Below are 16,067 nucleotides of genomic sequence, written 5' to 3' on the forward strand. Positions count from 1 at the left end.
AAGGAGTAACGATCATGGCCATGAAACCCGGCGATATAGAAGACATGATCAAGGCTGGGATTCCCGGTGCCAAGGTGACGATCCGCGATCTGGCGGGCGACGGCGATCATTACGCCGCCGAAGTCGTCGCCGAAGTCTTCCGCGGCAAGAGCCGCGTGCAGCAGCACCAGATGGTCTACGAGGCGCTCAAGGGGAATATGGGTGGCGTATTGCACGCGCTCGCGCTGCAGACCTCGGCGCCGGATTGACATTGAAGCAGGCCGCCGCCATCCCCTCTGCTCCTCGTTCCTGTGCAAGCACAGGTGGTAAGGGAGGCCGGGATATAGCATCTGCTGTGTATACCGGCGGCGAGAACGCCAACCACACCCTCCGTCATCCCAGGCCTTGGGCCTGGGATCCATGCGTCAGCTGCTGACGGATGCGGTGTGGATGCTCGGCTCAAGGCCGAGCATGACGGAGGCTGGGGTCGGGCCGTGGTGGTGAGCACCCATTGATCCCGACGCCCTGGCGGGCTGGAATTAAGTCAAGCCCCCAAAAGAACCCACCAACGAACTCGATCTAGAGGCTATACGTCCATCGCTATCGAGGTACTCGGGCCTTCAAGCCGGCAACCTGTCCTGCTCCGGATCAGCAAACACCGAAGCCGGCAGCGGCCCCGATGTCATCAGCGTGAAGTCGAAGGGCGCTTGCAAATCCGGCCCCAATACATATTGCCGATGGACGCGCAGCTGATCCTTGCGGATCTTGCGGTAATGTTCGCGTGTCAGCATCTGTTTGACGCGGATCAGGAGCATTTTCGCGGGGGGCGCGTCCGCGTGACCGCAGACCGCGACAACCGGTACCTTGTAGAAATTGATCGAATCCGTCAGGCACTGCACGTCGAGCCACGAAATCTCCTGACAGCGGGCAATCAAGCCGACGCGGGCGCGCAACACGGTCGCCGACGACAGCAGCGCGCATTGCAGGATGGCGCTGCCGAGTGAGGCAAACACTACGCGCTTGCCCTTGAAGATCTCCGGCTCCCTTTCCAGCAATATGCCGATGACATGGGCGGCAACGCTCGAGCCCATGCTGTGCGAGGAAATCACATATTCATCCGCCTCTTCGTCAAGCGCCCTGCGCACGGCGCTGGCCCGCTCTTCCAGCCAGTCGTTGAAATCGGCCCGGTGCATGCGGCCAAGCGCCACCGCCATTGCCCAATCGGCAAAGAGATGCAGCGTGTGGAAGCGTTCGGAAAACGGCAGGAAGGCGAAGATGAAGAAGCAGAGCGCCAGCGGCCCGCTCCAGAGCATATGCCAGGGCGATAAACCGAGACTATAGGGGGCGACGGCGATCTGTGCCGTCAGCGCGACCGCCAGCGCTGTCAGCAGGAACGGAAAGACGAAGAAAAGGCCGAAGCGCCAGGCATGACGGAAATATCCCCGCATGCCGCCTTCGAGCATGATCTGGGCGCAACTGCGAAAACCCGCAACGATCTGGCTCAGCGTATTGCCGCTGCGCAGCCTGCGCACGAACAGGTCGTGATCGACCATATGGATCCGGCTCTTCGTCTGCCAATTGACAGGAGCAGGGTCTGCCCCGGCTGCCCCAGGCGGCAACTCGGCTGCCCCGGGAGCGGCTCCAGCTGCCCCGGGCGCCGCGCCGCTGGTTGTAACCTCGAAACTAAGAGGATCGCTGCCGGCGTCCGGCGTCCCGATTTCGAGCGAATAACCCCAAACGGCGGAACTCTGCCTGGCTGAACGCTCGTAGCGCGCCCGGTGGGCAACGCCGTCAAGCGGCTCGAAGCCCGGAAAATGCAGGACGACCCGCTTCTTTATCAATCTCATTCCGCTCTTTCGGCCGGGCGACTGGCCGGCATGTTGATGCGATCCGGCTGCTGTGGCGCCGATCTCGGCGAAAAAGCAGGTATGGTCTCGAAGGCGTCTTGCTAACCGAAGTCATCAGGAATTCAATAGCAGCCATGTCATTTCCATCGTGAACGGAGGGGTTTGTGGCCGATCTTGTCAAAGAATTGATATCAGGCGTCGTCGACAGCGTGTTGAAGGAAATCCTGAAGAAAACCACCGGCCGCATCACGACGAAGCGTCGGCGGCGCAAGACGCGCCCTGCTGCGACAACGGCTGCCACCCGAAAGACGACCTCCGCCAAGCGCAAACCTGCCCGCAAACAGGTCAGCAAGCGCCGCACAGCAGCCGGTCGCAGTCGCCAGCGCCGCAGCTGAGGTCCGACGCGATGTTATCCGACCGCCGAGCGCGGCCTCTCGGCGGCGTCGAAATCGACCGGATGCAGGCTCATCTGGTCCGACAACCGTAACGTGATAGCCACATCGCCGAAGTGGTCTGACCAGATTGGTCTTTTTTTAGTTTAGGCGTCTGGAATTCCTGCTGTCACATGCTATCTAAGGACAACGATTGAAACGGTGGGCCTTTAACCCGCCCGTTGAAAGGATCAGGTTCCATGAGCGGCATTCACGAATTCATCGACAACGAAATCAAGAACAACGACGTCGTCCTCTTCATGAAGGGCACGCCGCAGTTTCCGCAGTGCGGTTTCTCCGGCCAGGTCGTGCAGATTCTCGATTATATCGGCGTCGACTACAAGGGCATCAACGTGCTCGCCGATTCGGAGATCCGCCAGGGCATCAAGGATTATTCCAACTGGCCGACGATCCCGCAGCTTTACGTAAAAGGCGAGTTCATCGGCGGCTGCGACATCGTCCGGGAAATGTTCCAGGCCGGTGAGCTGCAACAGCATCTCCAGGAAAACGGCGTCACCGTTCGCGGCGCCGCCTGACCGGTCACCGGACGTCCGCCCGGTTTCCAAATCTGTTTCTCGAGTTCGAGGCGCTGCAGCCAGCAGCGCCTTGACCTGTTTATGGGAATTTCATTGTGACAGATTCATCGCAAGCCGTGTCCGCGGGCCGCCTGCCCATGGGCAAGCGTGAATTCATCGCGCTCGCCGCCTTCCTGATGGCCGTCAACTCCTTGGCGATCGATATCATGCTGCCGGCGCTGCAGCAGATCGGGGCGAGCCTCGGCGTCGAGAGCGAAAATCATCGGCAATTCGTCGTCTCCACCTATCTGCTCGGTTTCGGCTGCGCTCAGCTGTTTTACGGACCGCTCTCCGACCGTTTCGGCCGCCGCACGCCGCTGTTGATCGGTCTCGTCATCTACATCCTATCCGCCATCAGCATCGTTTTCGTCCCCTCCTTTGCGGGATTGCTCGCCCTGCGCTTCCTGCAGGGCGTTGGGTCGGCCGCAACCCGCGTCATCACCGTCTCCATTGTCCGCGATATTTATGGCGGCCGGCAGATGGCCGAGGTCATGTCGCTGATCATGATGGTCTTCATGATCGTGCCGGTGATCGCGCCCGGCACCGGCCAGGTCGTCATGTTCTTCGGAAACTGGCACCTTATCTTCCTCTTCATCGCCGCCATGGCGACCGCTATCGCCGTCTGGGCTTACATCCGCCTGCCGGAAACCCTGCATCCTCAGAATGTCCGCCCCTTCACCGCCCGTTCGATCTTCGGCGCCTTCAAGCTGGTGCTGACCAATCGCGTGGCGCTCTGCTACACCATCGCCAGCACGTTCATCTTCGGTGCGCTGTTCGGCTTTATCAATTCCGCTCAGCAGGTCTATGTCGGCATTTACGGTCTCGGCGTCTATTTCCCCGTCGCCTTCGCCGGCGTTGCGATCTTCATGTCGCTGTCGTCCTTCTTCAATTCGCGCTTCGTCGGCAAGCTCGGCATGCGTCGCCTGTCGCACGGTTCGCTCCTCGGCTTCATCGCCATCAACACCATCTGGCTCATCGTCCAGATGACGAGTTCGGAGCCGATGCCTTTCGCGCTGTTCATCACCTTCTTCGGTCTGGCCATGTTCCAGTTCGGCTGGATCGGCTCGAACTTCAACTCGCTCGCCATGGAGCCGCTCGGCCATGTTGCCGGCACCGCCTCCTCCGTCCTCGGCTTCATGAGCACGGTCGGCGGCGCCATGATCGGCGCCGGCATCGGCCAGGCCTTCGACGGCACTGCCCTGCCGATGGTCGCCGGCTATTTTACGGTCTCGATCGTCGGGTTGGTCTTCGTGCTGATTGCCGAGAAGGGCCGCCTCTTCCAGCAGCACAATTCGGCCGTTTGAAACGCCGACCTCATCCGCATCCAGGATATCTCCACATGACGCCGCCGCATAAACCGCACCAGGAAAACCAGGGCTCCCGACGCATCGGCATGGGCTTCGGCGAATTCGTCGTCACCATTGCCATCATGACGGCCAGCATCGCCATGGCAATCGACAGCATGCTGCCGGCCTTGCCGAATATCGGCCACTCCCTCGGCGTCACCAACGCAAACGACGCCCAGCTCATCATCGGCGTCTTCTTTCTTGGCTTCGGCGTTTCGCAGATATTCTTCGGCAGCCTTTCCGACACGTTCGGCCGCCGCAACATCCTGCTCGGCGGCCTCGTCTGCTATGTGGTCGGCATGTTTGCCGCTGCCGCCGCCGGCAGCTTCGAAATGCTGCTCCTCATGCGCTTCGTGCAGGGCGTCGGCGGTGCGGCGGTGCGCATCACCACCATGGCGATCGTCCGCGACTGCTTCGGCGGCCGCGAAATGGCCCGCGTCATGTCCTATGTCATGATCGTCTTCATGATCGTGCCGATCGTCGCACCCTCGGTGGGCCAACTCATCATCCTCTATGCCAACTGGCACTGGATCTTCATCCTGCTCGGCGCCGTCGCCACCATCCTCTTCGTCTGGGCAGTTCTGCGGCTGAAGGAATCGCTGCCGCCGGAAGAGCGCCTGCCGCTGTCGGTCAGCTCGGTTACGGACGGCTTCAAGACCGTGCTCACCAACCGCATAACCTGCGGCTACATGATCGGCCTCACAATGTTCACCGGCGTCATCAGCGCTTATGTGATTTCTGTTCAGCAGGTTTTCGGCGAGGTCTATGGTCTTGGCGACTGGCTGCCGATCGCTTTTGCCGCCACCGCCGGCGGCATTGCGGTGGCGAATTTCGCCAATGGCTTCTTCGTCCGCAAATTCGGCATGCGCCGCATTTCGCATGCCGCGCTGCTGATCTTCACGGCACTGTCGGCAATCGGATTTTTCATTGCCCTGGCCGGCAAAGCGGATTTCGCCACAGCCTATGGCATCTTCACAATCGTGCTGATGATGTTTGCCGTGATCGCCACCAATTTCACCGCCATCAGCCTTGAGCCGATGGGCAATCTCGCCGGGACGGCGACTGCCATCACCGGCTTCGTCTCGACGACGGCAGGCGCCATCCTCGGCGGCCTGGTCGGCCAGATGTTCAACGGCACGGTGCAGCCTCTCTTCGGCGGCTTCGCGTTCTTCGGCATGGTGACGATCGCAGCCACCCTCTGGGCCGAGAACGGTAAGCTCTTCAGTCATCCCGGAGACAGCCCGCAGCTCGATCCGGGTGCGGCGCACTTCTGATATCGAAATCATTGGCGTCGGCGCGAAAGGCATTTCCGATGGACGACCGAATTCTGATCAGGCCTTACGCGCCGAGAGACGCCGACGCGACGATCGAGATATTTCTGCGCGCCATTCGGGAGGTTTCATCGAAAGACTATTTGCCTGCTCAGATCGAGGCCTGGGCAAAAGTGGAAGATCGCAGCCTATGGGCGCAGCGCCGGATAAGCAGACCTGGCTGGATCGCGGAAATCGATGGCGCGCCGGTGGGCTTTTCCGACCTGACCGATGACGGGTGCCTGGACATGATGTTCGTGCACCCTGAATTTCAGGGGCTCGGCATCGCAACCCGCCTGTTGAGCAGGGTCGAGGAGGAAGCTCTGAACCGCGGATTCACGCGAATATATACGGAGGCGAGCCGAACCGCACGACCGTTTTTCGAACGCAGGGGCTTCCGCGTGATGGCCAGGCAAACCGTCGAAAAACGTGGGCAAAGCCTCGAAAATTTCCTCATGGAAAAGCTCTACGCGGAGTAGCGCTCGAACCACCGACACGCGTCGTCGAATGCAGGCGGCATTTCCCGTCGCAGGCGACGGCCGCAAGATAGGTGTTCTCCGGCCGGTTTTCGTCGTTCAGACCGTGACGACCTCACGGCGCAGCAGCTCCCACGAGGCCTTGTCGGGTGCAACCAGCAACCCGCCGTCGAGATGGTGCGGGAGGTAGGAAGAACCGTCGAAACGGGCGGCATGGGCGCCCGCCTCCTGCGAGATTAGCGTGCCGGCCAGATGATCCCAGGGCATCAGCTTGTTGTACATGAGGTAGTGTACGTGGCCGCCTGCAAGGGTGCGGTATTCATGGGCCGCGCAGCGATAGTTGGTGAGGAAGCGCACTTTGGCAAGATTGCCGAGAATCTCGGCCCGCTTCTCCTGCGGCAGGTAGCCGGTGGAGGCCATGCCGACCATCTGGTCGAGCGCGACAGGCTCGGCCGCGCGCAGCCGCCGCGCTTCGCCATCCGGCCGCCGCAGCCAGGCGCCGCCCCCCTTTTCCGCCATCACCCAATCGTCGCCCATCGGATCGTAAATGATGCCGGCAATCGTCTCTCCGCCCGATATGACGGAGGCCATGACGCCGAAGGCCGGGATGCCGGCGGCGAAATTGAACGTGCCGTCGACCGGATCGACGACGATGGCGAGATCGGCGTCGGCCAGCCGGCCAAGCAGCGCCGGCTCGGCTGCGACCGTTTCTTCGCCGACGAACAGCGCGCCCGGCCAAAGCCGCTCGGATTCCGCCTTGATCATCCGCTCGGCCTGCTCGTCGGCCTCGGTGACGAGATCGGTCGCCTCGCTCTTGGCGCGCACCTCATCCCGGCCAAGCCGGCGGAAACGCGGCAGAATCTCCGCCTTCGCCGCCCGGCGCAAGAGATCGGCAAGAGCGGTCACGTCGACAGTCGCAGTCATGTCAAATCCTTTCGCGTGTCAAATCAGATGCCGATGATCTCGCGGCGGATCAGCTGCCAGCTGTCCCTGTCGGGCGCTGAGATGATGCCGCCGGTCGTCTCGCCGGGGCGATAGGGCGTGCCGTCGAATTTCGCCGTATGGCCGCCGGCCTCCTGATGTGCAAGCACGCCGGCCAGGTGATCCCAGGGCATCAGCTTCGCATGGCCGATGAAATGCAGCTTGCCGGAGGCGACCATCCAATATTCATAGGCCGAGCAGTTGAAGGCGAAGGTCATCCTGATCTTGGCCAGGTTGGAGCAGATGCGCGAGCGATCAGGGTCATCCATATGGCCCCAGGAGATGCCGCCGACCATCTGGTTTAGGGCGGCGGGCTCCGCCACCTGGAGCCTGCTCGATTGGCCGTCCTGTCGCGTCAGGAAGGCGCCCGCTCCCTTGATCGCCGTCACCGTATCGCCAAGGACTGGATCATGAATGATGCCGGCGACCGTCTCGCCCCTGACGGTGACCGCCAGCATCGTCCCGAAGACGGGAAGCCCGGCGGCGAAATTGAAGGTGCCATCGACGGGATCGATGACGAAGGCGAGCTCGGCATCGGCAAGTGCCGGAACGACGGACCGATCGGCGTCATAGGCCTCCTCGCCGACGACGAGGGCTGCGGGAAATCGCTCTTTCAGCGCCGCGGTAATTCTATGTTCGGCGAGCAGATCCGCCTGCGTCACCACGTCGATCGCCGAGGTCTTTTCCGAAACATCGGCAGTGCCGAGATTGCGGAAACGCGGCATGATTTCGGCGCGTGCCGCCTGCCTGACGCTATCGCCAAGAAAGAGAATATCCTTATCTGAAATGCACATGCGAAATCCTGTCCTTCATGCAACGACCAGCCTCCCGCAGCCGGCTTTCACGAAGGGTCGGCGACTGTCAAGCTGGAAAAGTCGAAGAGCTTCGGATCGAGCAAATGCGAGGGATTCACATGCGCGAGCGCCCGCAGCATCGTGTCCTTGCGCCCCGGCATCCGCCGCTCGATATCGGCGAGCATGTCCTTCATCGCATTGCGCTGCAGCCCGTCCTGCGAGCCGCAGAGATCGCAGGGGATGATCGGAAACTGCATAGCGACGGCGAACTTCGCGAGGTCGTCTTCGGCCGCATAGGCAAGCGGCCGCAGCACCATCAGGTCGCCCTCGTCGTTTAGAAGTTTCGCCGGCATCGAGGCGAGCCGCCCGCCATGGAAGAAGTTCATGAAAAAGGTTTCGAGAATATCCTCGCGATGGTGGCCGAGCACCAGCGCATCGCAACCTTCCTCCCGGGCGATGCGGTAGAGATTGCCGCGCCGCAGCCGCGAACAGAGCGAGCAATAGGTCGCCCCTTCCGGCACCTTCTCCTTCACGATCGAATACGTGTCCCGATATTCAATCCGGTGCCGGACGCCGATCCTCGTCAGATAATCCGGCAGTACGTGCTTCGGAAAGTTCGGCTGCCCCTGGTCGAGATTGCAGGCGATGAGTTCGACCGGCAGCAGCCCGCGCCATTGGAGATCAAGCAGCAGCGCCAGCAGCCCGTAGGAATCTTTGCCGCCGGAAAGGCCGATTAGCCAACGCTTCTGGCCTTTCAGCATATCGAAATCGTCGAAGGCCTGACGCACCTGTCTGAGCAGCCGCTTGCGCAGCTTGTTGAAGGAGACCGAACGCGGGGCGTCGGCAAACAGCGCATGGCCGATCTCATCCCCTGATACAACAGGCCCCAGATCCTCCGCGAGGTTGGCTGCGATATTCATGATCTCGTCCAATCGAAGATTGCAGGCTTGAATTGCCTGCCCGTCTTATCAAGCTGCCTTTAGCAGAAAGTCACCCGGCAACACAGCATCAATCACCGAACACCGACCAGCCGGTGCGCGCCGCCAGCATCTCCAGCGCCACGGCGCCGAGCTGCGAATTGCCGACCTTGTTCAGCCCAGGCGACCAGACCGCGATCGAGGCAATGCCCGGCGCAACCGCGAAGATGCCGCCGCCGACACCGCTCTTGCCGGGCAGACCGACATGATAGGCGAAGTCGCCCGAGCCGTCGTAATGGCCGCAGGTCAGCATCAGCGCATTGATGCGCCGCGCCCGCTTCGGCGACACCACGGAATGACCGGTCATCGGATTGCTGCCGCGCGCTGCCAGGAACAGCCCGGCGCGGGCCAGCTGCTCGCAGCTCATCGACAGGGCGCATTGATGGAAATAGACGCCGAGTACGTGATCGACGGGATGGTCGAGATTGCGGTAGGCGCGCATGAAGTTGGCGAGCGCGACATTGCGGTATCCCGTCTGCGTTTCCGAGCGCGCCACTTTGTCGTCGATGGTGATCGATTCGTCATCGGCGAGATAACGCACGAAGCGCAGCAGTTCACCGATCGCCTCGCGCGGTGCATGGCCGGCCATGACGACGTCGGTGACGGCGATCGCGCCGGCATTGATGAAGGGATTGCGCGGGATGCCGCTTTCGTGCTCGAGCTGGACGATGGAATTAAATGCCGATCCTGACGGCTCGCGCCCGACGCGCTTCCATAGACCTTCGCCGACCTTGCCGAGCGCCAAGGTCAGCATGAAGACCTTGGAGATGCTCTGGATCGAGAATGCGATATCGGCATCGCCGACACGATAGACCTTGCCGTCGACGGTGACGATTGCCATGCCGAACTGCCGCGGATCGACCTTGGCGAGCTCGGGAATGTAGTCGGCGACCTTGCCCTCGCCGACCCGGGGCAGGATATCGGTATAGATACTGTCGAGGATCGCCTTTAGATCCGCCATCGCTTCTCTCCGAATAACAAAAAAGCCGCCCGAAAGAGCGGCTTTTCCAAAGCGAAAACGCCTGGTGCTTATTAACGCGAATAGAATTCGACGACCAGATGCGGTTCCATGACGACCGGGAACGGAACGTCGCTGAGCGTCGGGACGCGGCCGAAGGTAGCGACCATCTTGTTGTGATCGACTTCGATGTAATCCGGAACGTCGCGCTCGGCGAGGCTGACGGCTTCCAGAACGGTCACCAGTTGCTTCGACTTTTCGCGAACTTCGATGACGTCGCCGGCCTTGCAGCGGTACGAACCGATGTTGACGCGGACGCCGTTGACGGTGACGTGGCCATGGTTGACGAACTGACGGGCAGCAAAGACCGTCGGGACGAACTTGGCGCGATAGACGATCGCATCCAGGCGGGATTCGAGAAGACCGATCAGGTTTTCCGAGGTGTCGCCCTTGCGGCGATCGGCTTCGGCGAAGATCGCGCGGAACTGCTTTTCGCGCAGGTCACCGTAGTAGCCCTTGAGCTTCTGCTTGGCGCGCAGCTGCACACCGAAGTCCGAAAGCTTGCCCTTGCGGCGCTGGCCGTGCTGGCCCGGGCCGTATTCGCGGCGGTTCACCGGGGACTTCGGACGGCCCCAGATGTTTTCGCCCATACGGCGGTCAATTTTGTACTTGGACGATTCGCGCTTGCTCATCGCATTTCCTTTCAAAGGTTTATGGCGGCTTGTTGCCAAACCGCACGAAGGAAACACGCCCTCCTCTGATCTCTTTCGAGAGCCGACAGGATGTTTCGGTTACGCGAACAGAAACGATCCACGGGACATGTTAAATGAAACACCGGACATTGCTGCCCGGTGCTTGGCGCGGTCTTTAGAGGCCCGTCATGAAAATGTCAACTGCGCTAGAGCATGATGCCGAAGAGTGTAGGCGATTTTCGGACGACATCATGCTCTAACCCTTTAATTGAGAACAGGATGATTTTAGGCCCAGCGGGCCTAAAATCACCCTGTTCTAGAGCCCGAAAGCGCCACTATTCCGCAGCCAGCGGCTGATCGCCTGTATCCGGCGCATTGGCGTCACCCGGTGCGGTCTGGCAATTCATGTCGGGGAAAGCCACGATACGCTTGCCGGAGAAATCCGTGTGCACGACGACGATCCCCTGCTCCTCGAAATAGCCGAGCAGGCGGCGGGCGCGCCGCGCCGAATGGGTCCCATAGGCGCGGGCGATGCGCGCGTCCGACGGGCACGGTTCGCCGCAGACAGCGGCCTTGGCGAGCATCAGGAACACACCCTGCAGATCATCGGTGACGCCTGACGACAGCGACAGCGCCGTCGTCCACTCATCGCTCGCCGCCGTCGCGGCATCGACGCCGGAGCGGGAGATCGCCACGCGCCGGCGGAAATCCGGCAGAGCGATCGGCGGTCCCGGCACGCGGCGCATGCGCAGCCGCACGAGAAAATCCTGGTAGAGCACGGCATCAGTGCGGAAGGCGGAGGTGGGATCGTCGAGTATTTCGGCAAGCACGCCGGCCAGGCGTTCCTCCCGCTCCTCGGCGGATATTTCCGACTGGCTCGCCCTCGCCTCGACCGGTGCAGGCGACGCCGCCGGCGTCGAGCGTGAGAGCTCCGCCAGGATATCCGTGGTCGGCCGCGGCGCCGGCGGCGTGCGGCGCACCAGCGGACGCTGAAACTCCTCCGGATCGGGCGTGAAGATCAGGTCCTCGACATCCTGCGGCGCATCCGGCAGCGGCATCAGCTTGGGGCTGGAGGAGCGCGCCGAGGTTTCCACCGCGCCGATCTGGATCGGCAGTGGCCGGCGCGACAGCGCTGGGCCGAGCGCGACGAAATTGCCGCGTTTCAGATCGCGGAACATCTCCGCCTGTCGCCGGTCCATGCCGAGCAGATCGGCGGCGCGCGCCATGTCGATATCGAGGAAGGTGCGGCCCATCAGGAAATTCGAGGCCTCGGCCGCGACGTTTTTGGCGAGTTTGGCGAGCCGCTGCGTGGCAATGACGCCGGCAAGGCCGCGCTTACGGCCGCGGCACATCAGGTTGGTCATCGCCCCGAGCGACATCTTGCGCGCATCTTCCGAGACATCGCCGCCGACGGACGGCGCAAACATCTGCGCTTCATCGACGACGACAAGAACGGGATACCAGTATTCGCGGTCGGCATCGAACATGCCGTTGAGGAAGGCGGCAGCGGCACGCATCTGCTGCTCGATGTCGAGGCCTTCCAGCGTCAGCACGCAGGACACGCGATGTTGGCGGATACGGTTGGCGATGCCCGCCAGCTCTGCCTCGGTACGCTCGCCATCAACGACGATATGGCCGAACCTGTCGCTGAGCGTGACGAAATCACCTTCGGGATCAATGATGACCTGCTGCACCCATTGCGCGGATTGCTCGAGCAGACGGCGCAACAGATGCGACTTGCCCGATCCGGAATTGCCCTGCACCAGCAGACGGGTCGCCAGCAGCTCCTCGATATCGAGCGTCGCCGGGCTGCCGGACGCCAATCCCATATCGATGCCAACTTGCAATGCCGATCCTCGCGACGAAAAGACTCACATGAACGAAGCGCCATTCTTCCGAAACGGCAACGCCCCGTCTATCAAAGAATCTGCTGATTTTCAGGGCTGGATTTCGCCAACCCACAGGACAATTCCCTCAAGCTCTCAAGCCGAATCCCTGCATCAGCCGCCGCGTCGCGAAATCCTGCTGGCCCGAGGTAAACACGGCGAAGTCGAAATTGTCGGGATGCACGGCATCGGCAACCAGTGGAACCAGCGTGCGGGCGCGCCGCGCGATGGCTTCGGCCGGATCAAGCCAGTCGACCGGCCACGGAGCAATCCGCCGGAAAAGATTGGCCATGAAAGGATAATGGGTGCACGCTAACACGACGATATCCGTCTTCTGGTCGTCCTTCTCGACGAAACACTGGTCGATTTCCGCAAGTACCGCGTCGTCGGACACGGTGTCGCCGCGAATATAGGCTTCCGCCATGCGCGCCAGGTTCTCCGAGCCGACGAGACGGACATTGCACTGCTGCGCGAAGGACTGGATGAGATCGCGCGTATAGGCCCGCTTCACCGTGCCCGGGGTGGCGAGCACCGAGACGAGGCCGGAGCGCGTGCGCTCAGCCGCCGGCTTGATCGCCGGCACGGTGCCGACGAAAGTCATCTGGGGAAAGGCGGCGCGCAGATCCGCGCCGACCAGGGTGAAAGCCGTGTTGCAGGCAATGATGCAGACTTCGGGATCATAGTCAGTCAGCAGCTTGCCGAAGAGCCCGATGATCCGCTCCTTCAGCGCCTGTTCCTCCCAGCCGCCATAGGGAAAGCCGGCATCGTCGGCAACGTATATGAAGCCGCGCTCCGGCATCAGCACGCGCGCCTCGCGCAGCACGGTCAGCCCGCCAATGCCGGAATCGAAGAGGAGGATGGGTTTCAGCTCATTCGTCGGCGCTGTCATCGGTGGACGCATCCTTGCCGGATCGGGTGAAACCGCCTTTGCGCGTACTGTTGCGCGTAAAGCGGTCGAGGGAGGAGATGACGCCGCGCAGCACACTGATTTCCTGTTCCGTGAATGCCCGGCGGGAGAGGACTGCGCGCAGGTTGTCGACCATTTTCGGCTTTTTCGAGGGCGGGTGAAAATAGTTGCGCGAATCGAGCGCCTCTTCCAGCTGCTCGAACAGGCCGAAGAGCTGCTCCTTGGTGGACGGGCGCTGCTCGAGCGCCTGGAATGGCACGGCTTCGAGATCCTCCATGCTCGATTTCATCCACTCATAGGACATGAGCAGCACAGCCTGGGCGATGTTGAGCGAAGCGAAGGCGGGATTGACCGGGAAGGTGACGATCTCGTCGGCAAGCGCCACTTCCTCATTGGTCAGGCCCCAGCGCTCGCGGCCGAAGAGGATGCCGGTCGCCTCACCTGCCCGGAATTTCGTGCGCAGCGTCTCGGCAGCAAAGACCGGCGAGCGCACCGGCTTGTAATTGTCACGGCTGCGCGCCGTCGTCGCATAGACGAAATTGAGGTCGGCGATCGCCTGCTCCAGCGTGTCATAGACCCTCGTGCCCGCGATCACGTGGTCGGCCTTCGAGGCTGCGGCCTGCGCCTTCTCATTCGGCCAGCCGTCGCGTGGATTGACGAGGCGAAGATCGACAAGGCCGAAATTCGCCATGGCGCGCGCTACCATGCCGATATTCTCGCCCATCTGCGGCTCGACCAGAATGATAACCGGCCCTTCGGCCAGAAGTTGACGCTCGCTGTTCGTGCCTGCCATGGTCTTATCCTTGTTTTGAGCGCGCAATAGACTCGCCCGGCGCAAACGGCAAGACGTCGGCCTGCGGATAGAGCCTTTCCAGCGCCGAACCGATCATTTCGAGTCCCAGCCTGGCGCCCTCGCGCGACAGCGGCAGGTGTCGTCCTGTCGTCCGCGATGCCTTGCGCTTGATCAGGAAACAGCTGGAGCCGCGCGGGGCGGCATCGTCGATCAGCGCCAGATCGGCCGCGATCAGCCTGTTCAGATTGTCGTCGGCGGCCGGCGCTTGATAACTCTTCGCAAGAATACGCGCCCAGTAGGTGCAGGACAGGAAGATCGCCAACGTCTGGCGAATCTGGCCGGGCCGCGTCACCACCGACCAGGAAGAACCGAGTGGTCGCGCCGCCACGGTTACATCACGGTAGCAAGCATCGATCTTCTGCGACAGCGCCATCAGCTCCAAACCGCTCTTGCCGTCGCCGAGGGCGCCAAGCAGATCGCGCAGCGCCTGGAACCAGCGGGCAAGCGCGGAATCGAGTGCACCGCGCGTGCGTGTGGGAAAGACGATGAAGGCGACCGCCGTTCCGGCCGCCGCCCCGATCATGGTCTCCCCGATGCGCAGCTTCAGAAGATCGAGGGTCAGCACGCCCGTCATACCGTAGACCAGGCAGAGCACGATCGAGATGAAGAAGGTCATGGTCGCATAGGAAACCTGCAGAAAATAGAAAGCGAGGAAGATGCAGACGGCGGCAACCGGAATGGCGATATCAGGCTCACCTGAAACCAGCGTTGCCAGCACAAGGCCGATCGCAATCCCGAACACGGTCCCGAGCGAGCGCGACAGCGCCCTCATCGCGGTGTCGCCGCGCGAATTGGTATTGGTGAAGACGAGGAAGGAAGCAAGCACCGCCCAGAACCAGCGTTCGCGCGACAATAGCAGTCCGAAGCTCATGGCGATCGCCGACGCGATGGTGATCTGCAGCGCCGCGCGCAGCAGAGGATTTGCAAGCGAAAAGTCGATCGCCTGGGATTGCGCCATATCCTTGATCGCATCGATCTCGGAGAAACCGGAGGCCTGCCCCTCGCCGATCGCCTGCGTCAACTGCTGCCGCGCCTCGCCGAGCCAGAGAAGGGCCCGCACGGTTTCGCCCTGTGGCTGATCCCTGATGGTCTCGGCCATCCCCTCAAATCTGGCGAGTTCAGCCTCATCCGCCTCGATGACGGCGTGGATGAGCGCAAAAGGCGGCGGGCTCTGGAAGCTCAGCACGATCGCGCTCTCGGCGGCAAGATGGGCGTCGAAGAGCCGGACCGCCAGTTCGGCGGCGGGATCGGCGGCCCCATCGAAGACGCCGGTCAGCGGGCGCGGTATAAAGGTCTCCGCCATCAGCACCACTTCCTTCAGCCGGTCTTCCAACTGACGCAACTCCTGCCGGTCGGCGTCGCCAATCTCGGCGGCGCCGGCGATGGCGGCGAGCTTGAAGAGGATCTGGTTGATCCGGCCCCTGACGCTTTCCAGCGAACGCAGCAGGTCGCGCCGCCAATCGTCGGACAGCAACACCGCCCTCACCAGATGGCCGACAAGCACCGCGACGACGGGGCCGATCGTCACTTCAGGCAGTTCGCCAAGCGGCGGCCGGAAATAAGCGCCCATGAAATAGGAGGTGAAGGCGAACATGCCGATGGCAAAACCGCGCGGCCCGAACACGCGGCCTGCCGAGGCGAGTGCGATCACCGCCAGGAAGACGAGATCGGAGAGAAAGCGGCGATCCTCGAGCCCCGCCGCGATGCCGACGACGGCAAGGCTTGCCACACAGCCAAGGAGCCGCGTCACCAACTGGCGGGAATTGCCCTTGTCGCGCACCGCTACTCCGGCTTCGATCGACAGCACAATGCCGAGACCGAAGGCCGCAGTCGGCAACGGCAGGATGAACATGTCGATGGCAAGAAGGACCAAAAAGGAGAAAACGATCGTCAACGTCACCCGCAGCGCCATGCGCAAGCGCGAGAGCGCCGGATCGTTGGCAAGCAGCCAGTCGCGAGCCTGAAAGCCGGAAGACAAATGCAAAACCCCTCATGCCGCGGAAGGATCGACAAATAGTGCCATGCCTGGCGAAAGCGAACGGTCCGGGAGCGAAT

General features: G+C 62.1%; 16 protein-coding genes. 6 read left to right on the forward strand and 10 right to left on the reverse strand.

From position 1 onward, the window contains the following. The first annotated feature begins 14 nt into the window (after positions 1–14). Positions 15–248 carry a BolA/IbaG family iron-sulfur metabolism protein gene (locus tag AMC88_RS11755; RefSeq protein WP_010010652.1) on the forward strand — a complete coding sequence of 78 codons (234 nt, stop codon included), beginning with the start codon at positions 15–17 and terminating at the stop codon, positions 246–248. Positions 249–599: 351 nt separating this feature from the next. Here the strand turns inward: AMC88_RS11755 and AMC88_RS11760 are convergent, their stop codons facing one another. After that, positions 600–1,826 (reverse strand): hypothetical protein, encoded by a 1,227-nt coding sequence (locus tag AMC88_RS11760; protein WP_012483988.1) that lies wholly within the window; start codon positions 1,824–1,826, stop codon positions 600–602. A gap of 164 nt (positions 1,827–1,990) precedes the next feature. Between AMC88_RS11760 and AMC88_RS11765 the strand changes: the two genes are divergently transcribed. The 5 genes from AMC88_RS11765 (at position 1,991) to AMC88_RS11785 (ending at position 5,967) form a co-directional block, all read left to right on the forward strand. Continuing rightward, positions 1,991–2,221, forward strand: a complete 231-nt coding sequence (locus AMC88_RS11765; RefSeq protein ID WP_016733188.1) for a hypothetical protein — start codon at positions 1,991–1,993, stop codon at positions 2,219–2,221. Between the two features lie 236 nt (positions 2,222–2,457). Beyond that, positions 2,458–2,793: a Grx4 family monothiol glutaredoxin gene (gene grxD, locus AMC88_RS11770; protein ID WP_012483990.1), complete on the forward strand. Its 336-nt coding sequence runs from the start codon at positions 2,458–2,460 to the stop codon at positions 2,791–2,793. A 137-nt stretch (positions 2,794–2,930) separates the two neighbouring features. Further along, positions 2,931–4,136, forward strand: a complete 1,206-nt coding sequence (locus AMC88_RS11775) for a multidrug effflux MFS transporter (protein WP_012483991.1) — start codon at positions 2,931–2,933, stop codon at positions 4,134–4,136. Between the two features lie 35 nt (positions 4,137–4,171). Beyond that, positions 4,172–5,452: a multidrug effflux MFS transporter gene (locus AMC88_RS11780; protein WP_012483992.1), complete on the forward strand. Its 1,281-nt coding sequence runs from the start codon at positions 4,172–4,174 to the stop codon at positions 5,450–5,452. Positions 5,453–5,490: 38 nt separating this feature from the next. Then, positions 5,491–5,967: a GNAT family N-acetyltransferase gene (locus AMC88_RS11785; RefSeq protein WP_012483993.1), complete on the forward strand. Its 477-nt coding sequence runs from the start codon at positions 5,491–5,493 to the stop codon at positions 5,965–5,967. 96 nt (positions 5,968–6,063) lie between these two features. On the opposite strand, the gene AMC88_RS11790 is transcribed toward AMC88_RS11785, so the two are convergent. The 9 genes from AMC88_RS11790 to AMC88_RS11830 all read right to left on the reverse strand — a co-directional run bounded on the left by AMC88_RS11790 (position 6,064) and on the right by AMC88_RS11830 (position 15,996). Beyond that, positions 6,064–6,888, reverse strand: coding sequence for an inositol monophosphatase family protein (locus AMC88_RS11790; RefSeq protein ID WP_004676227.1), 825 nt, complete (start codon positions 6,886–6,888; stop codon positions 6,064–6,066). A gap of 23 nt (positions 6,889–6,911) precedes the next feature. After that, complete coding sequence (locus AMC88_RS11795; RefSeq protein ID WP_012483994.1) at positions 6,912–7,739, reverse strand: inositol monophosphatase family protein; 828 nt, start codon at positions 7,737–7,739, stop codon at positions 6,912–6,914. A 47-nt stretch (positions 7,740–7,786) separates the two neighbouring features. Further along, complete coding sequence (gene ttcA, locus AMC88_RS11800) at positions 7,787–8,659, reverse strand: tRNA 2-thiocytidine(32) synthetase TtcA (protein ID WP_012483995.1); 873 nt, start codon at positions 8,657–8,659, stop codon at positions 7,787–7,789. 88 nt (positions 8,660–8,747) lie between these two features. Continuing rightward, complete coding sequence (locus AMC88_RS11805) at positions 8,748–9,677, reverse strand: glutaminase (RefSeq protein ID WP_010024905.1); 930 nt, start codon at positions 9,675–9,677, stop codon at positions 8,748–8,750. Positions 9,678–9,748: 71 nt separating this feature from the next. Beyond that, positions 9,749–10,366 (reverse strand): 30S ribosomal protein S4, encoded by a 618-nt coding sequence (rpsD, locus tag AMC88_RS11810; RefSeq protein ID WP_004676212.1) that lies wholly within the window; start codon positions 10,364–10,366, stop codon positions 9,749–9,751. 335 nt (positions 10,367–10,701) lie between these two features. Continuing rightward, positions 10,702–12,213: a helicase HerA domain-containing protein gene (locus tag AMC88_RS11815; RefSeq protein WP_010023818.1), complete on the reverse strand. Its 1,512-nt coding sequence runs from the start codon at positions 12,211–12,213 to the stop codon at positions 10,702–10,704. 127 nt (positions 12,214–12,340) lie between these two features. Further along, positions 12,341–13,141, reverse strand: coding sequence for a glutamate racemase (murI, locus tag AMC88_RS11820; RefSeq protein WP_012483997.1), 801 nt, complete (start codon positions 13,139–13,141; stop codon positions 12,341–12,343). After that, on the reverse strand, positions 13,122–13,952 hold the full coding sequence (locus AMC88_RS11825) for an RNA methyltransferase (RefSeq protein ID WP_064829957.1): 831 nt from the start codon (positions 13,950–13,952) through the stop codon (positions 13,122–13,124). The genes murI and AMC88_RS11825 overlap by 20 nt, the downstream gene beginning before the upstream one ends. A 4-nt stretch (positions 13,953–13,956) precedes the next feature. After that, positions 13,957–15,996: an FUSC family protein gene (locus tag AMC88_RS11830; protein ID WP_012483999.1), complete on the reverse strand. Its 2,040-nt coding sequence runs from the start codon at positions 15,994–15,996 to the stop codon at positions 13,957–13,959. Between the last annotated feature and the right edge of the window lie 71 nt (positions 15,997–16,067).

The organism is Rhizobium phaseoli, assembly GCF_001664385.1.
GTDB classification, from domain to species: Bacteria; Pseudomonadota; Alphaproteobacteria; order Rhizobiales; family Rhizobiaceae; genus Rhizobium; species Rhizobium phaseoli.

What these genes read in the sequence shown, in the direction of transcription:
- grxD (WP_012483990.1), top strand. Translation starts at nt 2,458, where the DNA reads ATGAGCGGCATTCACGAATTCATCGACAACGAAATCAAGAACAACGAC.
- AMC88_RS11760 (WP_012483988.1), bottom strand. Translation starts at nt 1,826, where the DNA reads ATGAGATTGATAAAGAAGCGGGTCGTCCTGCATTTTCCGGGCTTCGAG.
- AMC88_RS11795 (WP_012483994.1), bottom strand. Translation starts at nt 7,739, where the DNA reads ATGTGCATTTCAGATAAGGATATTCTCTTTCTTGGCGATAGCGTCAGG.
- rpsD (WP_004676212.1), bottom strand. Translation starts at nt 10,366, where the DNA reads ATGAGCAAGCGCGAATCGTCCAAGTACAAAATTGACCGCCGTATGGGC.
- AMC88_RS11790 (WP_004676227.1), bottom strand. Translation starts at nt 6,888, where the DNA reads ATGACTGCGACTGTCGACGTGACCGCTCTTGCCGATCTCTTGCGCCGG.
- AMC88_RS11805 (WP_010024905.1), bottom strand. Translation starts at nt 9,677, where the DNA reads ATGGCGGATCTAAAGGCGATCCTCGACAGTATCTATACCGATATCCTG.
- AMC88_RS11825 (WP_064829957.1), bottom strand. Translation starts at nt 13,952, where the DNA reads ATGGCAGGCACGAACAGCGAGCGTCAACTTCTGGCCGAAGGGCCGGTT.
- ttcA (WP_012483995.1), bottom strand. Translation starts at nt 8,659, where the DNA reads ATGAATATCGCAGCCAACCTCGCGGAGGATCTGGGGCCTGTTGTATCA.
- AMC88_RS11755 (WP_010010652.1), top strand. Translation starts at nt 15, where the DNA reads ATGGCCATGAAACCCGGCGATATAGAAGACATGATCAAGGCTGGGATT.
- AMC88_RS11775 (WP_012483991.1), top strand. Translation starts at nt 2,931, where the DNA reads ATGGGCAAGCGTGAATTCATCGCGCTCGCCGCCTTCCTGATGGCCGTC.
- AMC88_RS11785 (WP_012483993.1), top strand. Translation starts at nt 5,491, where the DNA reads ATGGACGACCGAATTCTGATCAGGCCTTACGCGCCGAGAGACGCCGAC.
- AMC88_RS11780 (WP_012483992.1), top strand. Translation starts at nt 4,172, where the DNA reads ATGACGCCGCCGCATAAACCGCACCAGGAAAACCAGGGCTCCCGACGC.
- murI (WP_012483997.1), bottom strand. Translation starts at nt 13,141, where the DNA reads ATGACAGCGCCGACGAATGAGCTGAAACCCATCCTCCTCTTCGATTCC.